Genomic DNA, 18,788 nt, shown 5'->3' with positions numbered 1-18,788 from the left:
GCATCAGCGTCCCGACCAGCTTCACCGCCTCGACCGCGGTCGTCTCGGGCTCCGACCTCCACCACCGCCGGGCCTCGTAGCGGGAGCCGTCCGACCAGACGAGGACGTCGGCGTGCTGTCCGAGGACGCGTTCGTAGGTGATACGGACGCGCGAGACGGTCCAGGGGGAGGTCACGACGGCGATGGTCGGTCGTCCGGACGCGTGCTCGGCCACGAGGGCGGCGTCCTGGCGCACGGACCGCGACGTCCCGAGGATGCGGGCGTCCGGCGCGAAGGCTCGGACGGCCGCCCGCTCGTCCACGACCGGACCGCCCCGCTCCACCGTCACCCACAGCTCGGGAGCCAGCCCGGCGCGGACGTGCCCCAGAGCGGTCGGGAGCCGGCGGTTGTGGTCGCCGGACGGGACGACTATCGCGTCGACGGGGCGGAGGGGATCGGGGGCGGACATCCACCGCCCGACGTTGAGGGAGACGTAGGCGGCCCCGGCGACGAGGGCGAGGAGGGAGCCGCTGACGATCAGGACGCGCTTCACGCCAGGGCACTCTCGTACATCTGTCGCAGGGAGTCCAGCATCGCCCGGCGGGTGAAGTGAGCGCTCACTCGCCGCTGCGCCGCCTCGCCCATCCTCCGACGCAACCCGTCGTCGCCCAGCAGGCGATGCAGCGCGCGCACGAGCGCGTGCGGGTCGCCGGGAGCGACTACCAGCCCCGTCTCCCCGTCCACGTTCAGCCACGACGTGCCGGTTCCCACTTCCGTGGAGATGGCCGGGGTGCCGCATGCCATCGCCTCCAGCATCGAGATGCCGAAGGTCTCGGCGCGGGAGGTCGACGGGAGCACGAACACGTCCGCCGCGTGGTACCAGGCCGCCCGCTCCGGGTCGGGTACCGCGCCGACGTAGCTCACGTTGCCGGGCGGCGGCGGCCTGACAGGTCCGTCTCCCACGACCGCGCATCCCGCGTCGACGGACCGCATGGCCTCCATCAGGACCGGGAGCCCCTTGTAGTGGACGAGTCGGCCCAGGAACAGGACCTGCACGTCGAGCTCGTCCGCAGCCGCCGGGCGATGCCACTGGTCCGGATCAACCCCGAACGGGATGACGATGACCCGATCGCGGTGCGGGCGCAGCGGCTCCACGTCCGCCATCGCCGGGTTCGAGACCACGATCCGCCGGCAGCGCGCGAGGAACCTCTGCTGCACCGGCACGTACGCCGGGACGAGGGCGCGTGCCCGCGGGATATCGGCGTGGTACGTGGCGACGAGCGGGAGCCGGGAGCGCAGAGCGGCCATCTCGCCGACGGGGTTCGGCATATGGACGTGCACGAGGTCGGGGTTGAGCGACCTCAGCTCCCGGGCCCACGAGGCGATGAGTGGCGAGCTCAACACCCGCCCGATCTCGGGAGCCCTCACGACACGGACGCCGTCGTCGCCGTCCTCGACGCGGGAGCGGGACCGGGAGCCGGTGAGGACGGAGAAGTCGATCCCCTCGATGCCGTGGACGACATCGTGGATGTGCTGCTCGATCCCACCGCGCGTGGGGGGGAAGTAGTCCTTGAACAGGTGGGTTACGCGGATGGCCGGGCCCTCAGCGGCGATCGCGCCCGCAGCAATCGCAGGAGCAAGGAGAACTGCGAGACGCGGCGGCGGGACTGGACCCCGGCCCTCTTGGGCCAGGCGAGCAGGAGCCCGTCCCAGACTCCCCTGGCTACGGCGGCCGGTGACACGCGGGGGGCACCTTCGCCTGCCCCTGCAGCTCGACCCCGCGCCAACGCTCCGAAGACCACCACCGGGAGCCGGAGCGAGGACGCGAGCAGGGCGAGGACGAGCAGCGGGGCGGGCAGGCCCTTCACCGCGACCCAGAGCCGGTTGCGGACCGTGAGGTACGCGATCTGCGAGCGCATCTGCTGTCTCGTCGCTCCGTGGTGGTGCTGGACGACGGCACCTGGGACGTACAGGCAGGCGTGGCCGGCCAGCTGGGCCCGCAGGTCGAGATCGACATCCTCGTGGAGCAGGAAGAAGTCTTCGTCGAACAGGCCGATGTCGTCGAAGAGAGAGCGTCTGTAGATGGCGGCCGCCGCGCTGGCGCCGAAGACCCAGACGGGCTCGTCGTGCGCCTCCGGCCGTTCGCCCCGACCGATGGCTACGCCCGCGAGACGGGTCATCGAGTACCGGTCACCCGCTGCATCCAGGACGCCGGGATCGCGGCGGTACACGATCTTGGACGCTGCCATGCTCGCTCCGCGTACCTCGTCCATCGCGGCGACCAGGTGTTCCAGCCAGTCGGCTTCGGCCCGGGTGTCGTTGTTGAGGAGGACCACCAGTGGCGCGCTCGACGCGCTGATACCCGCGTTCACCGCTGCAGGGAAACCGCGGTTCGCGGGCAACGCGATCATCTGAACGCGCGGCCGGTCCCGGACGAGCTGCGGAGATCCGTCGGTGGACCCGTTGTCCACCACGAGGACCTCGAAGTCGGTGAACGTCTGGTCGTCCAGCGCGTCGAGGCACTCACGGAGCAGATGTCCGCCGTTGTGGTTGGGGATCACCACGCAGACCCGCGCCACGGTCACCTCCGGCGGAGGCTGCGGATGCGACGGACCAGGGTCCACACGAACCGTTCCTCGAGACGAGCACGGAGCTCTTCGTTGTGAACCGCCGCGCCCTCTACCTCTCGGCGGGTCTCGACCAGGGCCGTTCTCAGCGAGTTGGCCTCCGAGGTGAGGCGCGCCAGCGCGTCCTCGTACTCGGCCACGATGCGGTGGATGGGGTCGGCGGTCCTGCGGAACCTGACCGCATGGGGAGCGACGAAGGAAGCGTCGAACCGGACGTCCCTGAACATCCCGTGGCGCCCCAGCTGCTCCGCCCAGTGTCCGCTCGTACGCACGTTCACATGTGTCGGTTCACGGAAGTCGTCGCTCGTCGACGAGAAGAGGAGGTCGTCGGTGGACGACGCGATGACCTCGACGGCTCGGGCCGCTTCCGGGGAGGTCAGGTGCTCGAGGGTCTCGATGCAGACGATCAGGTCATACCTGCGGTCCAGCCCGTCAGTTATCGACCCGACCCGGCAGAACTCCTTGACGTCATCTCGAATCTGCGCGTGGGCATGTTCTGAGACGTCGATCCCGAAGGCGTCCACCCCGCGGTCGCGGAGGGCCTCGACGAGCATCCCCATGGCGCAGCCGACGTCGAGGACCGTACGCGGGCCGATGTCTGAGACGATGCGGTCGGCGACGCGCGCGAAGAACGAGAGCCATGGCTCGGCGCGGGCGTACTCGACGGGCCCGCAGCCCGTCCGGTAGTACCACTCGTCGTAGGGGTGGTCGCTCTCTGTCAAGGGCGTGCGGGCTCGTCCGGACGCAGCTGCGGCCCCTTCGCGGTGATCTCCAGGCTCGGGCTCAGGAATGGATCCTCCCCTGCGACCTCGTCGGGCCATCTCGCTCTGAGTCTGCGCACGTCCGCCTCGTCCCATGAGTGACGGAGCGGCGCCGCAGACAACGCCCTAGCGTACGGGGTCACCACTACGGCCAACCCGGCTCCGCGGGCCCGGAGGCAGAGATCCGCGACCAGGAGCGCATGCGACCTCTCGTCGGTCCGAGCGAGGTCCTCGAACACGTCACGGCGCACGAGCGCTATGGACGAGGAGACCGCGGACGCGTCTCGGACCGCCCGCGCCATCCCGAAGTAGAGGGGCAGGCGCATGTCCCATCCTGCGAACGCGGGGCGCACCGACCCTCGCCCCACGAACAGTCCAGACGAGATCGCGACCCCGCGCCGATCCACCTCGACGCCACCCACCACCCCGACCCCAGAGCGCTGCGCGTGCTCGACGAGTGCCTCGACACACCCCTCCGAGATCGTGGCGACCTGTGGACCAAGGAACATGATGTACTGCGCGGCCGGGTCGACCAGGAAGCCGCTGCGCGGCGCAACCAGCGACCTCGTGCGCGCCGGGTCCGCCTCCCCTTGCCCCCAGAGCACCACCGATCCGTGGGGGGGAACGGTGTAGCGGGTGCGGTACAGACCGGGGAGCTCCGCGGTTACGCCGCCTTCCTCTCCCCGCCTCCGCATGGCGTCCTCGAGAGCCCCCCGGGCCGCCTCGTACGCGTACGGCTTCGCGCCGGTCGAAGCCGCCGCGGAGGTGGGCACCTTTCGCCAGTGGTAGAGCACTTGCGGGAGGTGGACCACGCGGCGAGCCCGCTCGGTACAGCGCAGGAACAGGTCGTAATCCTGGCTCCCGTCGAACCGGCTGCGACACCCCCCGACCTCGCGGACGAGTCCGGTCCGGATGACGTTGAGGTGGGTGAGGTAGTTCATCGACCTTAGGAGGTGTGGGGACCAGCCGGGCTTGAGGAAGGGGTCCACGTTCAGCCCGCGCTCAGAGAGCTTGTCCTCGTCGCTGTAGAGGACATCGACATCCGGCTCGTCCGCGACGGCACGGGCTACACGGGCCAGCGCGTCCGGGGCGAGTTCGTCGTCATGGTCGAGGAAAGCCACGAACGCGCCCTCCGCACGCGCCAGCGCTTCGTTCGTCGCGGCCGAGATCCCCTGGTTGCGGGGGAGGAAGACCGGCTGCACCCTGGGGTCCTCGGAGGCGTGTTGCTCGAGCACGCTCCTGACCTCGTCGCCGGGTGTCCCGTCATCGGTGACGCACAGCTCCCAGCGCCCGTAGCTCTGGGCCTGGACCGAGCGGATCGCTCTGCGAAGCAGGTCCGGGGGAGTGGCGTGGACCGGCATCACGACGCTGATGGGGACCGTCTCGGAGACGACCAGCGGGGGCACAGCGGTGCGGGCCTGGGTCCGCCTCATGTACTCGCGGTTGAGGGTCAGGAGCGACGACGGGCTCGAGAGAGGCAGCCCGTGGACGAGCCGCCCTTCGAGGCGCAGCGCGAGCTCCGAGACGAGTCCCCTGACCCCGCGTTGGGCCACCGTCCGGACCACGGCCCGCGTGATGGCGACCCCGGTCCGGACGCGTCGAGCACGCACCGATAGAAGATAATGCGTGTCGATGCGGACCTCCGAGGGCGAGACTCCCACCCTCACGGTCGTGATCCCCACGTACGCGGGCGATGACCGCCTGCTCGCCTGCCTCGCCTCGATCGGACGGCCCCCCGGGGTGGAGATCGTCGTGGTGGACAACGGGGGGTCGCCCCGCCCCTCAGGGTGGCCGGCCCCCGGCGTGAGAGTGATCCAGAACGAGACGAACGCCGGGTACGCCGCCGCGTGCAACCAGGGGGCTGCCCTCGCGGTGTCTCCGCTGCTGCTCTTCCTCAACGATGACGCGCTCCTTGCGCCCCGAGCGCTCGATGCTCTGCTGAGCGAGGCGGACAGGCAGCCCGCAGGGGCGGTTTGGCAGCCGCTGTGCAGGCGCCCCGACGGATCGGTCGAGTCGGTGGGCGAGCTCTTCACCTGGGCGGGGTTCTTCGCGCCGGCCGCTCACCCCCCCGGAGCCCAGACCCGGGAGGTGTTCTCCACCAGAGGCATCGCCCTGCTGGTGCGCCGGACCACGTTCGTGTCGCTCAACGGGTTCCGGTCGGATTACTTCGCCTACTTCGAGGAGTCGGACCTGTGCTGGCGGGCCCGTGTGGCCGGGCATCAGGTGTTCGTGGTGCCTGGCGCCGAGGTCCACCACGAGGGCAGCTACACGAGCCGGCGGCTGTTCGAACCTCACCAGATCCGGTACCTGTCCTTCCGCAACCGCATCTGGTCGATCCTCGCGAACGCGGGGGCCTGGTCGCTGGTACGCATCGTTCCCCTCCACCTGCTGGGATGCCTTGGGGTCGGCCTGGCGCTGCTCCTGAGGGGTCAGTGGATGTCCGCTCTGTCCGTCGTGCGGGCCCTTGCGTGGCCGCTCGCGAACAGCGACCAGGTGCTCGCTCACCGGCGCTCCGCGCAGAGGGGGCGGAAGGAACCTGACAGGTCGGTCCTCCGCCGCGGCCTCCGGGCGGGCGTGACCGGCGGGGGGGTCCGAGGTCGGCTCAAAGATCACCTGGCCTACTGGGCGCGCTCGTAGCCTGCGATCACATCGAGGGGCGAGCCATCCGAGACCACTGACCCGTCGTCCAGCAGGAGCACCCGCGAGCACACGGACGAGACCAGATCGAGCTGGTGGGAGACGAAGACCACGGCGACCCCCGAGCGGGCCATGCCGCTGATGCGATCGACGCATCGGCGTTGGAAGGACTGGTCGCCCACCGCCAGGACCTCGTCGATCAGCAGTATCTCGGGGTCCGCGCTGACGGCCAGGGAGAAGGCCAGACGGACGACCATGCCCGACGAGTACGACCGGACCGGTTGATCGACGACCTCCTCCAGCTCGGCGAAGGCGACGATCTCCTCCATCTTCGCCTCGAGCTTGCGACGGGGTATCCCGAAGAGGGCCCCCGTGACGCGCGCGTTCTCGCGTCCGGTGAGCTCGGGGTGGAAACCTGCCCCCAGCTCGATGAGGCTCGAGATCGGCCCGCCGACCAGGACCTCCCCTCGCGTCGGCGGCAGTATCCCGGCGATGCAACGCAGGAGCGTACTCTTCCCCGAGCCGTTGCGACCGATGAGCCCCACCGTCTCGCCGGGCTCGACCTCGAAGCTCACGTCCCGTAGCGCCCAGTTGGACCTTCGCTCCCTCCCCACCGGCAGACGCGAGAGCATCTCCTTCACGCTGCCCGGCCGGTCCTGCAGCACCCGGAACTCCTCCCACAGGCCGCGGACGACGATGGTCGGCGCCATCAGAGCTCCTTGGGTATCCGCGGGGACAGGCGTCGGAACACGAGGTACCCGAGAGCGAGCGCGCCCGCCGCCTCTGCCGCGCCGGCAGCGAGCAGCCCCAGGTCGGGTGTCCGCACCTCGAAGAGCGCCGCCCGGTACGTCTCCATGATCGGCGCGAGAGGGTTCACCCAGGCGAGCGCTCGGAAGGCCGCCGGCACCATCGTCACGTCGTAGACGATCGGCGTGAGGAAGAAGAGGACGAGGAGGAAGATGCCGATCACCTGCGCGATGTCGCGGAAGTACACGTTCCATACCGAGAGGGCCAGCGAGATCCCCACGCACAACGCCGTCTGCAGGACGAGCGCCACCACGAGCCAGTGCAGGCCGAGCCACAACGGACGCCCCGTGGCCAGGAGGATCAGCATCAGGACGCCGAGCCCTCCCATGAACGTCACCAGGTTGGCGGCGACGGCGCCGATCGGGAGGAGGGGACGAGGGAAGTAGACCTTGCGGATGAGCGGGGCGTTGTCGACCAGTGAGTTGGTCGCGGCGACGGTCGCCATCTGGAAGAACTGCCAGGGCAGCAGTCCGGTCAGCAGGAAGAGGGCGAAGTCCTCCTGCGGGACCCGGTACACGTGGACGAAGACGAAGAGGTAGACCGCCGCGAGCGCCAGCGGCGTCGCGAGCGACCAGAAGAACCCTAGGACCGAGCGCTTGTACTTGACGTGCAGTTCCTTCGAGACCAAGGCGAGGAAGATGTCCGTCGAGCTGACCAGCGATCGACGCGTGGGTGGCTGGAGGCGGGGGTTGTCCATGGGGTTCAGCCTGAGCGTCGGACGGGCCACGCGCAACGACCCGTCTCGAACGCAGGTCCATGACCTGCCACTCGCACTCGGTTCCGGGGTCTGTCCGGCACGACCGGCGGGCGGTGGTCGTATAGGGACCACTTCTCGCCATCGGTGCCCTCCCCCGGCTCCCGAGCGGGCGCCGATGGCAGGTCGTGGTCTCCCGCCGGGGGGCCCGCGGGCGAGGAGCGCGAGGCCCACGCGAGCCGGGGTCGCGGGCTCCCGCGAGCGCGGCTCCCAAAGGGAAACCGGCCGGTGTGCCCCGCCCCGTTCTTGTGGCACCCCGGCCGGCTCCACGCTCGGGTGCGGCCCGGGGGCCACACCTCGGCGCGGGCTCCCGCTCGCGCGGGAGCCCGGCCGTCAGTCCTCTTCCGGCGACATCGCCCGGCCCTGAGCGACGACGGCGGGCAGGCGTTGTGGCCGCCCAGGACCGGCGATGTCTCGTGGTGGAACCTGACCCGTGGGGGACGCGAACGTCCGACGGGCGACGAGGGCGCGCCGCTCCCGCTCGGTCATGCCTCCCCAGATCCCGAAGCGCTCCCGCTGCTCCATCGCCTCGTCCAGGCACTCGAGCCGGACGACGCAGGACGCGCAGATCGTCTTGGCGCGCGCCTCCCGGCGCCGGCGCTCCACCCGCGTCTCGGACTCGTCGTCCGGCGCGAAGAAGAGGTCCTGGCGTCCCCGGCAGGCCGCGTGGAGCTGCCAGTCCTGGGGGTCGATCAGACCGTGGAGCGCGTCCATGCCCTATCAACGCCGGGCGCGCCCAGGCGGTTCCCTACAAGCGGTCCGCGACCACGTGGTACGCCTTCGCCCACCACGCGCCCAGGCGGGTGAGGCGGGACGGTCCGCCCTGGGGGAGGTCCTCGGTCAGCTCGACGGGGTCCAGCTGTGGCTCCTCGGCTACGACGGTCCAGACGGACCGGCCTCCCTGCCAGACCCATGTCCCCGGCCCCGGTCCGGCGTAGGCGGTCGTCTTGTCGAGCTCGACGGGCTCGAACCCGTCCGGTTCCGAGAGCGTCCCCTTCTGTCGGAAGACCGAGAGCGCGTGCACGCCGTCCGTGTACAGCCACTGGTCCACCGGGTCTCCGTCCGCCTCGAGCCGGTGCGCCGACACCAGCTGGTAGTCGTAGGGCAGCTCGCGCGGCGCCTCGCCCTTGGCCTTCGGGAGCACCGCGTCCTCCTTGACCCGCGCCTTCACCTTCGGCACGGGCCCGGCGCCGTCGCCCCACTCCATATCGAGCAGCGTGGACATCCCGAGCAGCTTCCCTTCGTCGCCGTACACCTCGCGGCGGTGCACCATCCCGTTGACCGGGTCGACCCACATCCGCTGGAGGAACGCCTCGTCCGAGCGGCGGATCAGGTCTAGCGGGACGAGCGAGACCGACCCTAGCGACATCATCGCCCCCACCTTCACGTCGAACTTCTCGAGGACGAGCTTCGGCTTCATCTTCACGGGAGCCGGACGCATCTCCCGCCACGCGAGCTCGGAGTTCCACAGCCGCGTCTCGGTGCCGTCCTTCCAGACCTCGGTGCGGTCCTTGCCGCCCTGTGCCCGGACGTGGCGCGTCCCGCGATCCGCGTGCACCTCGACGACCGCGGACGACTTCTGCTCGCCCATGTAGACCACGAGCTGACGGGCCCGGTAGGTGGCGCCGTCCGCCGCGGCGATCTTGCGGATGAGCCCGTCCGCCCCCTCCTGCCCGGTGGCCGTCCGCCCGTGCAGGCTCGCGCCCATCAGGACGACGAAGGCGAGGAGCCCCCATGGGAGCCGGCGGCGTGGTTCAGCGGCCCGGGACAGCGAACAGCACCTCCCCCGCGCTCTGGTTGCCGGCGCTGACGCCGACGTGTCGGGCGACGAACGCATCGACCGGCGGCTCGGCCTCCGGCTCGGGCGGACGGACGACCCCGGCCAGCGACACGACCACGGCGGCCGCCGCAGCGAGGGCGACCAGACGCCGGCGTGGGGACAGGAGCCGCACCCTCCCGGGACGGAGTGCCGCCTGGACGACCTCCTCGGGAGCCTCGAGCCGAGGTAGGGCGGAGACGAGATCGCGCACCGAGCTCAGTTCGGACAGCGCCCGCCGGCACTCGGCGCAGCCCTGGAGGTGGACGTCCGCCGTGCGGCGCTCCTCGGCGGTGGACTCGCCGTCCACGATCGCGGACATCACCTCGGACCGGATGTGCTCGTTCACGGAGCGGCCTCCACGTAGGGGGCGAGCAGTGAGCGGAGCGCCTCGCGTCCGCGGTGGATCCGGGAGCGGACCGTCCCGGACGGGATGTCCAGGATCTCGGCGATCTCCTCGTAGGACCGTCCCTCGATGTCACGCAGCACGATCACCTCGCGGTAGTCCGGGGGCAGGCTCGATATCGCGCGCTGGACGACCTCGCGCAGCTCCGTCCGGGTGACCTCCTGCTCGACCGACTCGGGAGCCACCGCGTGCGGCGGCTCGGCCGTCACGTCCTCGCGGCGTCTCTTCGTCTTCCGGAGCCGGTCCCGGAAGACGTTCACGGTGGTTCGGTACAGCCATCCCTCGAAGTTGCCTTCCTCGTAGCGCCCCAGACCGCGGTGGAGCCTGAGGAGGACATCCTGCGCGACGTCGCGCGCCTCCTCGTCGTTCCCGGTGAGCCGGTAGGCCATCGTGTACACAACGTCTGCGTATCGGGCGACCACATCGGGCCACCGCTGGGCGTCCGGACCCCCACCGCCCGGTTCGTCGGTCAGTCCGGACACGGGAGCCCAGCAGGCCCTCCACCAGCCAAACGTCCACCCACCGGGCCAGGTTCCCATCCCCGTCAGGTTCCCACAGGAGGCAGTTCGGAACCCACGAGGCGGGAGAGCAGCTCCGCGATCCGGTGGGTCGCGGGCGTTCCTAGGTGTCGCCTACACCGGCGGGAGCCGCGTACGTGACACCGGGGCGTCCGGCGCGCGGCGTCCGGTGTCATTCCCGCCTCCGGGAGCCGCGTCCGCGACACCGTGAGTGTCGGCGACGCGTGCTTCGATGGCTGCCCTTCCCCTCCTTCCCGACAGGAGGAGGTGCGGCATGCGCGAGCGATCGCTAGACGCCCTGATCGCGGGGGTGGCTGCGCGGCAGCAGGGAGCGTTCACGTGGGGCCAGGCGCGCCGGCTCGGCGCCACGGCGGGAGTTCGGGAGGTCCGGGTTGAGCAGGGGCGCTGGGTCCGCGTCCACCGGGCGGCAGGTCCGGCGCCCTATGCTCCCCGTATGCGCATCCTCGTCACCGGCGGGGCGGGGTTCATCGGCTCCCACCTGTCCGAAGCGTTGCTCGAGCGGGGCGACCAGGTCGTCGTGCTGGACAACCTGTCCACCGGGAGCCGCGACAACCTGCAGGGAGCGTCGAAGCACGACGGGTTCGAGTTCGTGTCCGGGAGCGTCCTGGACGCGGTGCTCCTCGACGACCTGACCGCCGAGTGCGACCAGGTCGTGCACCTGGCGGCCGCCGTGGGAGTGCAACTGATCGTGTCCGAGCCGCTGCGGTCGCTGAGGACCAACGTCCTGGGAGCCGTGAACGTGTTCGAGGCTGCCCACCGCTACCGGCGTCCGGTGCTGGTCGCCTCCACCTCGGAGATCTACGGGAAGAACTCGGGCCTGCTGCACGAGAGGTCGGACCGCGTGCTCGGCCCCCCGTCCGTCGCCCGATGGGCGTACTCGACCTCGAAGGCGGTGGACGAGATCCTCTCGTTCGCCTACTGGCGGGAGCGTCACGTCCCGACCGTGGTGGCGCGCTTCTTCAACACGGTCGGTCCCCGCCAGACCGGGGCCTACGGGATGGTCGTGCCCAGGCTGGTCGCGCAGGCGCTGCTCGGGCGGCCCCTCACCGTGTACGGGGACGGCTCCCAGACCCGCTGCTTCTGCCACGTCTCGGACGTGGTCCGGGCCGTGGTCGGATTGCTGGACCGTCCGGAGGCGGCCGGTGAGCCGTACAACGTCGGATCCAACGAGGAGGTCTCGATCCTGGAGCTCGCCCACCGGATCGCAGCTCGGACGGGATCGGCGTCGTCCATCGAGTTCGTCCCGTACGAGGAGGTCTACGGCGACCAGTACGAGGACATGCTTCGGCGGGCTCCCGATACGACGAAGCTGCGGAACCTGCTGGGATGGGAGCCCTCGCACGACCTCGATTCGATCATCGACGCAACCGTCGACTGGGCACACACGGTCGGGCCGGAGCGGCTCCTTCAGGCGTGAAGAGGGGCCCGCCCCGCAGGACGGGCCCCCGATCGCACGAACGTTACGCGGGTGCGCACTCCGTGGGGTTGGGCTCGCCCTGCGTGTGGGGGTAGCTGTAGTCCCCCTCGCCGGACGCCGCGTACCCGGGACCGGCCTCGGTCACCTGGATCCCGACGAAGCCGTCGAGACACGGGTTGATGGTTGAGTTGGCGGTGTCGCCGTCGGCGACGACGTAACCGCCGTTGCCCTTCTGGGCCGCGGTGAGCGCACCTACACCGCTCACGCACACCGAGATCGACATCGAACCATCGGTCCCCGTGGCAGCAGGCGCCCCGTTGCACTTGGCCGAAGGCTCCGCTACAGCCGGTCCGGCGACGAGCGCACCTGCGACCAGCGCGGATGCGATGAAACCGATGAGCTTGCGCATTCGCCCCTCCTTCCTTCCAGCCGGGCTACGATCAGGGGGCGTCGGGTATTTCTTTGCCGAGGCGGCGATCCCTTCACGGGTGAGATCCGGACGGGATCGCGGTTCCATGGAGTGGCCGCGACCTCCCTGCACCGATGGATACACGCCTGACAACCGATACCGAGCCTGTCCGGACCCGCGGCAGGCTCAGGTTCCACCCCAGTCGCCGTGGTTGGGGTCTGCTCGTCGTGGCCGGGCTGCTCCTGTCCACCGTGCTCGTCGACACGGCGATCGGCCTCGGCCGGATCGAGTCGGGTGTCCGGGTCGGCGACCTCGAGCTCGGCGGGAAGCGCTTCGGCGAGGCCGAGAGGCTCCTCGTGCAGCGGTCGAAGCAGCTAGCGGAGGAGAGCGCGATCTTCGAGGCGAAGGGCGAGCGCCTGGTGGTCGACCCGGCGGACGTCGGGTACTTCCCGGACGTCGACGCGACCTTCGCCCGGGCACGTGCGGTGGGACGCGAGGGCAACCCCCTCGGCCGCGGATGGACCCGCCTGCGCGCCTACTTCGCCACCACGGAGGTGGCCTGGCGGTCGACGCTTGAGAACGAGGCGTCCACCGAGCTGATCGCCGGCTGGGCGAAGAGGTTCGACGAACCGGGGAACGAGGCGGGGATCGAGGTCCGCAACGGACGGATAGCGGCCGTCGAACCCACCCCCGGACGGCTCCTCGACCGCCGCGCCGCCCGCCGGACCCTGATTGCCGGCATAGAGACGTGGCCGCGGGAGGCGGTCCCGCTCCCGTTCCGGACCGAGGGCCGACGCACCGACGCGGCCGACGCCGCGGACGCCGTGCGCAGGGCGAACCAGCTGATCGCCGACCCGATCACGCTGACGACCCCCTCTGGGTCGGTGGAGCTGTCCACCTCCGAGCTCGCGGAGCTCCTGGAGGCGGTCCCGGTGCGACGGCGGGGCGATTGGGCGCTCGATGTGAGGTTCGCACCGGAGAAGGTGTCCGAGGAGCTCGGGGAGCGGATGAAGTCGTTCGAGAGGGAGCCGGTGAACGCGTCGTTCGCGGTGTCCGGCGGCTCCGTCAGCGTCCGTCCGGGCCAGGACGGCCTGCGGTTCGACGCCGAGAAGACGGCGGCCGCCCTCGACGAGGTCGCTTCGCAGAGCGCGCCGAGGTCCACCGAGGCGGCCTTCTCGTCGACCCCCCCGAAGCTGACAACGGAGGCGGCCGAGGCGCTCAACATCACCCAGCTCGTCTCCACCTTCACGACGAACCACCCGTGCTGCCAGCCGCGCGTGAAGAACATCCACAAGATCGCCGCGACGGTCGACGGCATGGTGGTGCGTCCCGGCGAGACCTTCTCGCTCAACGAGCGGGTCGGGAAACGCACCGTCGAGAAGGGCTACGTCCTGGCTCCCATGATCTTCGACGGCGAGTTCAAGGACGACGTGGGCGGGGGCGTCTCGCAGTTCGCGACGACGATGTACAACGCGATCTTCTTCGGGGGTTACGACATCGTGACCGCGAAGGCGCACTCCTACTACATCTCGCGTTACCCCCCCGGCCGCGAGGCGACCATCTCGTGGCCGGCCCCCGACCTCAAGTTCCGCAACGACTCCCGGTCGGGCATCCTGATCAAGACCTCGTACTCGAACACGGCGATCACCGTGTCCTTCTACGGCAACAAGGAGGGACGGCGCGTCACCGCCGAGACCGGCGAGCGGACCAACTTCACCGACCCCCCAGTGAAGCGGGAACCGAACCCTGCCCTGTCTCCCGGAGCCGAGCGCGTGAAGCAGGGCGGCTCGCGCGGGTTCGACATCACCGTCACCCGGGTCATCGAGCGCGACGGGAAGGTGACCCGGGAGCGGATCTTCACCCGCTACAAGGCGGAGCCCAGGATCATCGAGTACGGGACTGGGACGCCTCGTCCGTCCTCGCCGGCTCCGGACCCCCAGCCCACTCCTCCGCCGCCCCAGCCGACGCCGACCCAGGCCCCGCAGGGGACCCCCTCCTCGTAGGATCCGGCCCTGTCCGGGCGCTGGCGGCGCCTGATAACCTGCTCCCCTACCCCCGTCTTCGGGCTGCCGGATCAGTGGAGGGGAACACCATGACCAGCGATCGCATCTCCATGCGTGAGGCGTCCCGCCAGCTCGGCGTGAGCCAGCTGCGCATCCGCGAACTCATCCGCAAGGGAACGCTCGAGGCAGAGCGGGTGGCCGAGAACGGCGCCGAGCGGTGGGCCATCCTGCTGGGCTCGGTGAAGGAGTACGTCGCCAAGCGCTCGGGGGACGAGAACGGCTCCCAGCCGGCTGAGGTGACCTCCGGGAGCACGCCGGCGGACCGGGTCCGGGCGCTCGTGCGGGAGCTCGAGTCGGTGCGCAAGCAGGTGGCCGCGCTGCAGTCGTCCGCAGCCGAGCTGCTGTCCGAGCTCGATGGCCGAAGTGAGGCCCCGACCAAGGGCGAAGCGCCCGCGCCGAAGGCCGAGGCCGCCACGAACGGCGAGGCTCCCGCCGCCCCGGAGGCTCCCGCGAAGGCGCAGGCCCCGAAGAAGCCCGAGGCGGCCGCGAAGGCCGCAGCCCCCGCCGCGACAGAAGCGCCGGCGAAGGAGGCGAAGACGGAGGCCCCCGCTCAGGGCGGGGAGCCCGAGGCCCCCGCGCAGGCGGCACCGCGCAAGACGAAGACGAAGGGCCCGAAGCAGCCGAAGAAGAGCGAGCCGGGCACCGCCGCGCCAGCCGAACCCCCGACCGCGGACGCGGCGACGACCGACGCACCAGCCAAGGCGGAGGCCCCCAAGGCGGAGACCCCCAAGGCCGAGACTCCCAAGGCGGACGCTCCCAAGCGGTCGAAGGAGAAGCCCGCGCCGAAGGGCAAGGGCGGTCCGGCGGGGGCGAAGCGGGGTCCGGACACGGCGCTCGCGGCTGCGCTGCGCGACGCCGGGGTCGAGCCGAAGTCCCGATCCGGCGGCAAGCGGTCCTGAACCTGTAACCTGCTGTCCGTACGCCGGGGGAGCCCCGAAGGGCTGAGAGTGCGCCGATAGGGCGCAGACCCCGCGAACCTGATCCGGTTAGCACCGGCGGAGGGAGCGCGTATGGTCGATCCGATGCTCGGGCTGGCGGCGGCGGCCGCCGCGCTCGCCCTGTTCGCCTGGGTCGGTGTCCGCGGCCGGGTGCGCGAGGACCTCGACGACTACCTCACCGCCCGGGGCTCGCAGCCCGCCGTCCCGCTCGGTCTCTCGTTCCTGGCTTCCGGGCTGGGAGCCTGGATCCTGTTCGCGCCGCCCGAGGTGGGGGCGTTCGTGGGTCCGGTCGCGGTCGTCGGGTACGCGGTCGCGGCGGCCTCTCCCGTCGTCGCCTTCGGACTGCTCGGCCCCCGGCTGCGCCGGATCGTCCCGGCCGGACACTCGCTCACCGGGTTCCTGCGCCTGCGCTTCGGACGGGTCCTTCACACCTACGTGGCGGCGATCTCCGTCCTGTACATGCTCGTCTTCGTGATCGCCGAGCTGACCGCGGTCGGTGCGGTCACCGCGGTCATGACGGGTGGGAGCGGCGCCCCGGTCATCGTGGCCACGGCCGCCGCCACGGTCGCCTACACGGCGTACGCCGGGCTGCGGGCGTCGATCCGCACCGACCGCTGGCAGGCTTGGATGGTGGTCGGGCTCCTCGGCGCCGCCGCGGTGGCGTGGTCGTCGACCATCGGCGACCCCGAGGACGCGCTGTCGCGGGTGGAGGTCCGCTTCGACCAGGCCAACCTCGAGGCGGCGGCCACGCTGGTGCTCGCGGTGCTCGCGGCGAACATCTTCCACCAGGGGTACTGGCAGAGGGTCTGGGCCGCGGAGAGCGACCGGGCGCTGCGCCGGGGGGCCGCCCTCGGTGCCGCCCTCACCGTGCCTGTGGTCGCGGTGACGGGACTGGCCGGGGTGCTGGTGTCCTCCACGGGAGCCGACCTGGGCCGGGTGCCCGTCCCGTTCTTCGCCCCCCTGACCGCGCTCCTGTGGGTGGTGGGGGTCGGTGTCGTGGTGCTCGGGGTGTCCCTCGTCGCCTCGTCAGTGGACACGCTGACGAACGCCCTGGCGTCACTCGTCGTGGCTGAGCGCCCCCGGCTCGGGATGCGCGGGGCGCGGCTGGTCACGCTCGCGCTGATGGTCCCGGCCGTCGCCCTGGCGCTTCAGGGCTGGTCGGTGCTGCGGGTCTTCCTGATCGCCGACCTCCTCGCGGCGACCGTGGCCGTCCCGGTGGTGCTGGGCGTGTGGCGTCGCGCCACGGCGGCCGGAGCGATCGCTGGGGCGGTGGCGGGGCTCGCGGGATCCGTCCTGATCGGTCTGCGGTACTCCGGCTCGGTCGGCGGCGCGCTGCGGCAGGTCACGTTCCCCGGGGGCGTCCCCACCCTCTGGCCGTTCCTCGGGGCGGTCGGCGCGTCGACCGTGGTGACGGTGGTGGTCTCGCTCCTGTGGCGACGGGTCGCGGACCTCGACTCCCTGGACGCCCGGGTGCCGACGCTGTCCGGGCGCTAGGCGAGATCCTCCTCGACGGAGGCGGGCGGCCGGGGGACGACCGTCCAGTCGGGCTCCCGTCCGTCCAGGCGCTCGATCAACGCGACCAGCATCCTCGCTGTGGCCCCCCACACGACGTCCCCCTCGTGGTCGAAGAAGTAGACCGGGTACCGGACCCCGCCCCGCTCGAACATCTCGATGCGGCGCGCGGAGACGTCCGCGAACAGGTCGAGCGGCGGGGTGAGCAGCCGCTCCACCTCGCGGGTGTCCGGCACGTAGTCGTAGGGGTGCGGGACCCGGACGACGTACGGACGGATCAGGATCCCCGAGCCGGCTGTGGGCAGGTCGTCCAGGACGCCCAGGTGCGCCACGTCGTCGGGACGCAGGGCCACCTCCTCGAACGCCTCCCTCTCGGCCGTCGCGCGCAGGTCGACGTCCTCGGGCTCGCGGGTGCCGCCCGGGAAGGACACCTCCCCGCGGTGCGTGCGCAGGTTCTCGGAGCGCTTCGTCAACAGGACCCGGACGCGCTCGCCGTCGAGGAAGAGAGGGACGAGGACCGCGGCGGACCGGGCCTGAGTGACGGGTCCGGGCGCGACCCCGGACAGCGCCTCACGGACGCGCTCGAAGGTCTCGGGCCCGAAGCTGGGTCGCATGCGCGCCGGGAGGCGCGTCAGCCTGCGCGTCCGGCGCGGAGCTCGGCCGTGCGGCGGCGGACCACGGCCCGCCGCTCCTGCTCGGTCAGACCGCCCCAGATCCCGTACCGCTCGCCGGCCTTGATCGCGTACTCGAGGCACTCTGCGCGCACCTCGCACCGGGCGCACGCGGCCTTGGCGATGTCCTCGCGGCCGTCCTTGCCCTGTTTGGTCTCGAAGCTGTCGGGCGAGAAGAAGAGCTCGGGGTCCATGCCGCGGCACGCGGCCTGGTTGCGCCAGTCGTTCTCGGGCTCCACCTGGAACAGGCGGGCGAGAGAGGTTCCGTAAGTGGTCATGTCACACCGTCCTTCCAGCCCCGGTGCCGGCACAGGTCCTCAGGGGGACAACGACCCCCGGCGAGGACCGCCGGGGGCGTACGCACGTTCGGGGTCTCACTGCGTTTCCCGTCGAATCCATTGATAGCACCGGCGTCAAGTCTAGTGACAACCGGAATCGGCTTTACAGGACATCAGGGGCGGGGTAGGCTGCCCTCGAGGTCCGATTCCGACCTGTGACGGCATATGCCCACGACGCTCCCCGAACCCGTCGACCCCGACGTCATAGCCGGGATCCTCTCCGACCGGACCCGCCGGTCGATCTACCTCCACCTGCGGCAGCGGATGTCCGCCGCGACCGTGAACGAGATCGCGGAGCGGTTCGCGATCCACCGCAACGCCGCCAAGTTCCACCTGGACAAGCTCCTCGAGGCGGGTCTGCTGCGAGCCGAGTTCAAGCGCGTGAACGGCAGGAAGGGTCCGGGGGCCGGACGTCCCTCGAAGCTCTACACGGCCACGGAGGAGGAGATCTCGTTCAGCGTCCCCGAGCGCCACTACGACCTGCTCGCGACCCTCCTGCTGAGGGCGCTCACGTCGGGGGACGACATCGAGCAGGTCGGGCGGGCGTTCGGCCGGGAGCTCGCCCTGGCCGCCCCCGGGACCGAGGAACCGGTCGCCGAGCGCGTCGAGCTGGTCCTCTCCAGGCTCGGCTTCGACCCGGCGGTGCATGCGGGTCCGGACGGGCACCTGCGCATCACGACCCAGAACTGTCCGTTCGGACGGGTCGCCCTCGAGGCCCCCAACCAGGAGGTGTGCCGGCTGGACCGCTCCATCGTCCAGGGGCTGCTCGAGGGGTTCGGGATGGGGCCGGTGCGGTGCGAGGAGCACTCCTCGCTGGCCATGGGAGCCGCCGTCTGCGTGCGCGAGGTCGCCGCTCGCTGAGTTACGTGGAGTCGTCGCGGGCCCGCGCTAGCATCGGCCCATGAAGCAGGCGACCCGGCCGAGCGACTTCGTCGCCAGCGAGGTCACCCCACAACGGACGTTGGTCCGGCTCTGGACGATCGCGTTCGGCACGGTGGCCGCGTTCGTCCTGGTGCTCGTCGCGATGGTGCTGACCTCCCCGGGCGACGCCGCCCTCCCGAGCGCGAGCGAGGCCCCCCGGGCCCCCGCCGGACCGCGCAGCAGCCCCTGCATC

General features: G+C 71.1%; 21 protein-coding genes and 1 riboswitch. Of the genes, 7 read left to right on the top strand and 14 right to left on the bottom strand.

The window, feature by feature from the left end:
* The 5 genes from VM840_03795 to VM840_03775 form a co-directional block, all read right to left on the bottom strand.
* Positions 1-532, bottom strand: a 532-nt coding sequence (locus VM840_03795) for an ElyC/SanA/YdcF family protein (GenBank protein ID HVL80698.1), incomplete at its 3' end; no start/stop codon positions are given.
* Positions 529-1,521, bottom strand: a complete 993-nt coding sequence (locus tag VM840_03790) for a glycosyltransferase (protein HVL80697.1) — start codon at positions 1,519-1,521, stop codon at positions 529-531. The genes VM840_03795 and VM840_03790, both read right to left, overlap by 4 nt.
* Before the next feature lie 41 nt (positions 1,522-1,562).
* A complete protein-coding gene (locus VM840_03785) occupies positions 1,563-2,564 on the bottom strand; it encodes a glycosyltransferase family 2 protein (GenBank protein ID HVL80696.1) in 1,002 nt (333 codons plus the stop codon).
* Entirely contained in the window at positions 2,561-3,328 is a 768-nt protein-coding gene (locus VM840_03780; GenBank protein HVL80695.1) for a methyltransferase domain-containing protein, read from the bottom strand. Before VM840_03780 ends, VM840_03785 begins: the two co-directional genes overlap by 4 nt.
* Positions 3,325-4,977 carry a glycosyltransferase gene (locus tag VM840_03775; GenBank protein HVL80694.1) on the bottom strand — a complete coding sequence of 551 codons (1,653 nt, stop codon included), beginning with the start codon at positions 4,975-4,977 and terminating at the stop codon, positions 3,325-3,327. Before VM840_03775 ends, VM840_03780 begins: the two co-directional genes overlap by 4 nt.
* A gap of 22 nt (positions 4,978-4,999) precedes the next feature.
* Here VM840_03775 and VM840_03770 point away from each other — a divergent pair, with 22 nt between their 5' ends.
* Positions 5,000-6,004 (top strand): glycosyltransferase family 2 protein, encoded by a 1,005-nt coding sequence (locus tag VM840_03770; protein HVL80693.1) that lies wholly within the window; start codon positions 5,000-5,002, stop codon positions 6,002-6,004.
* On the opposite strand, the gene VM840_03765 is transcribed toward VM840_03770, so the two are convergent.
* The 6 genes from VM840_03765 to VM840_03740 all read right to left on the bottom strand — a co-directional run bounded on the left by VM840_03765 (position 5,986) and on the right by VM840_03740 (position 10,269).
* Positions 5,986-6,714, bottom strand: a complete 729-nt coding sequence (locus VM840_03765) for an ABC transporter ATP-binding protein (GenBank protein HVL80692.1) — start codon at positions 6,712-6,714, stop codon at positions 5,986-5,988. The genes VM840_03770 and VM840_03765 overlap by 19 nt on opposite strands.
* Positions 6,714-7,508, bottom strand: coding sequence for an ABC transporter permease (locus VM840_03760; GenBank protein HVL80691.1), 795 nt, complete (start codon positions 7,506-7,508; stop codon positions 6,714-6,716). Before VM840_03760 ends, VM840_03765 begins: the two co-directional genes overlap by 1 nt.
* A 390-nt stretch (positions 7,509-7,898) precedes the next feature.
* Positions 7,899-8,279 (bottom strand): WhiB family transcriptional regulator, encoded by a 381-nt coding sequence (locus VM840_03755; protein HVL80690.1) that lies wholly within the window; start codon positions 8,277-8,279, stop codon positions 7,899-7,901.
* 34 nt (positions 8,280-8,313) lie between these two features.
* Positions 8,314-9,273 (bottom strand): hypothetical protein, encoded by a 960-nt coding sequence (locus tag VM840_03750; GenBank protein HVL80689.1) that lies wholly within the window; start codon positions 9,271-9,273, stop codon positions 8,314-8,316.
* Positions 9,274-9,319: 46 nt separating this feature from the next.
* Positions 9,320-9,730, bottom strand: coding sequence for a zf-HC2 domain-containing protein (locus VM840_03745; protein ID HVL80688.1), 411 nt, complete (start codon positions 9,728-9,730; stop codon positions 9,320-9,322).
* Positions 9,727-10,269: a sigma-70 family RNA polymerase sigma factor gene (locus VM840_03740; GenBank protein ID HVL80687.1), complete on the bottom strand. Its 543-nt coding sequence runs from the start codon at positions 10,267-10,269 to the stop codon at positions 9,727-9,729. The genes VM840_03745 and VM840_03740 overlap by 4 nt, the downstream gene beginning before the upstream one ends.
* 310 nt (positions 10,270-10,579) lie before the next feature.
* Here VM840_03740 and VM840_03735 point away from each other — a divergent pair, with 310 nt between their 5' ends.
* A complete protein-coding gene (locus VM840_03735; protein HVL80686.1) occupies positions 10,580-11,743 on the top strand; it encodes a GDP-mannose 4,6-dehydratase in 1,164 nt (387 codons plus the stop codon).
* A gap of 43 nt (positions 11,744-11,786) precedes the next feature.
* Here the strand turns inward: VM840_03735 and VM840_03730 are convergent, their stop codons facing one another.
* A complete protein-coding gene (locus tag VM840_03730) occupies positions 11,787-12,152 on the bottom strand; it encodes a hypothetical protein (protein HVL80685.1) in 366 nt (121 codons plus the stop codon).
* A 134-nt stretch (positions 12,153-12,286) separates the two neighbouring features.
* Here VM840_03730 and VM840_03725 point away from each other — a divergent pair, with 134 nt between their 5' ends.
* The 3 genes from VM840_03725 to VM840_03715 all read left to right on the top strand — a co-directional run bounded on the left by VM840_03725 (position 12,287) and on the right by VM840_03715 (position 16,647).
* Positions 12,287-14,155: a VanW family protein gene (locus tag VM840_03725; protein ID HVL80684.1), complete on the top strand. Its 1,869-nt coding sequence runs from the start codon at positions 12,287-12,289 to the stop codon at positions 14,153-14,155.
* 89 nt (positions 14,156-14,244) lie between these two features.
* Positions 14,245-15,114, top strand: coding sequence for a hypothetical protein (locus VM840_03720; protein HVL80683.1), 870 nt, complete (start codon positions 14,245-14,247; stop codon positions 15,112-15,114).
* Between the two features lie 15 nt (positions 15,115-15,129).
* A riboswitch (TPP riboswitch) is annotated at positions 15,130-15,237 on the top strand.
* Positions 15,226-16,647 (top strand): sodium:solute symporter, encoded by a 1,422-nt coding sequence (locus VM840_03715; GenBank protein ID HVL80682.1) that lies wholly within the window; start codon positions 15,226-15,228, stop codon positions 16,645-16,647. It overlaps the preceding riboswitch by 12 nt.
* On the opposite strand, the gene VM840_03710 is transcribed toward VM840_03715, so the two are convergent.
* Together VM840_03710 and VM840_03705 are read right to left on the bottom strand one after the other, a co-directional pair.
* Complete coding sequence (locus VM840_03710; protein HVL80681.1) at positions 16,644-17,279, bottom strand: CoA pyrophosphatase; 636 nt, start codon at positions 17,277-17,279, stop codon at positions 16,644-16,646. The genes VM840_03715 and VM840_03710 overlap by 4 nt on opposite strands.
* 17 nt (positions 17,280-17,296) lie before the next feature.
* Positions 17,297-17,614 carry a WhiB family transcriptional regulator gene (locus VM840_03705; protein ID HVL80680.1) on the bottom strand — a complete coding sequence of 106 codons (318 nt, stop codon included), beginning with the start codon at positions 17,612-17,614 and terminating at the stop codon, positions 17,297-17,299.
* A gap of 225 nt (positions 17,615-17,839) precedes the next feature.
* Here VM840_03705 and VM840_03700 point away from each other — a divergent pair, with 225 nt between their 5' ends.
* On the top strand, positions 17,840-18,535 hold the full coding sequence (locus VM840_03700) for a helix-turn-helix domain-containing protein (protein ID HVL80679.1): 696 nt from the start codon (positions 17,840-17,842) through the stop codon (positions 18,533-18,535).
* A 40-nt stretch (positions 18,536-18,575) separates the two neighbouring features.
* A partial coding sequence (locus VM840_03695; GenBank protein HVL80678.1) for a hypothetical protein occupies positions 18,576-18,788 on the top strand: 213 nt, incomplete at its 3' end.

This window comes from Actinomycetota bacterium, from assembly GCA_035540895.1.
Taxonomy (GTDB): Bacteria; Actinomycetota; JAICYB01; order JAICYB01; family JAICYB01; genus DATLFR01.
Note: the sequence above shows the minus strand (reverse complement) of the source record. Positions and strands in the feature narration are given on the sequence as shown.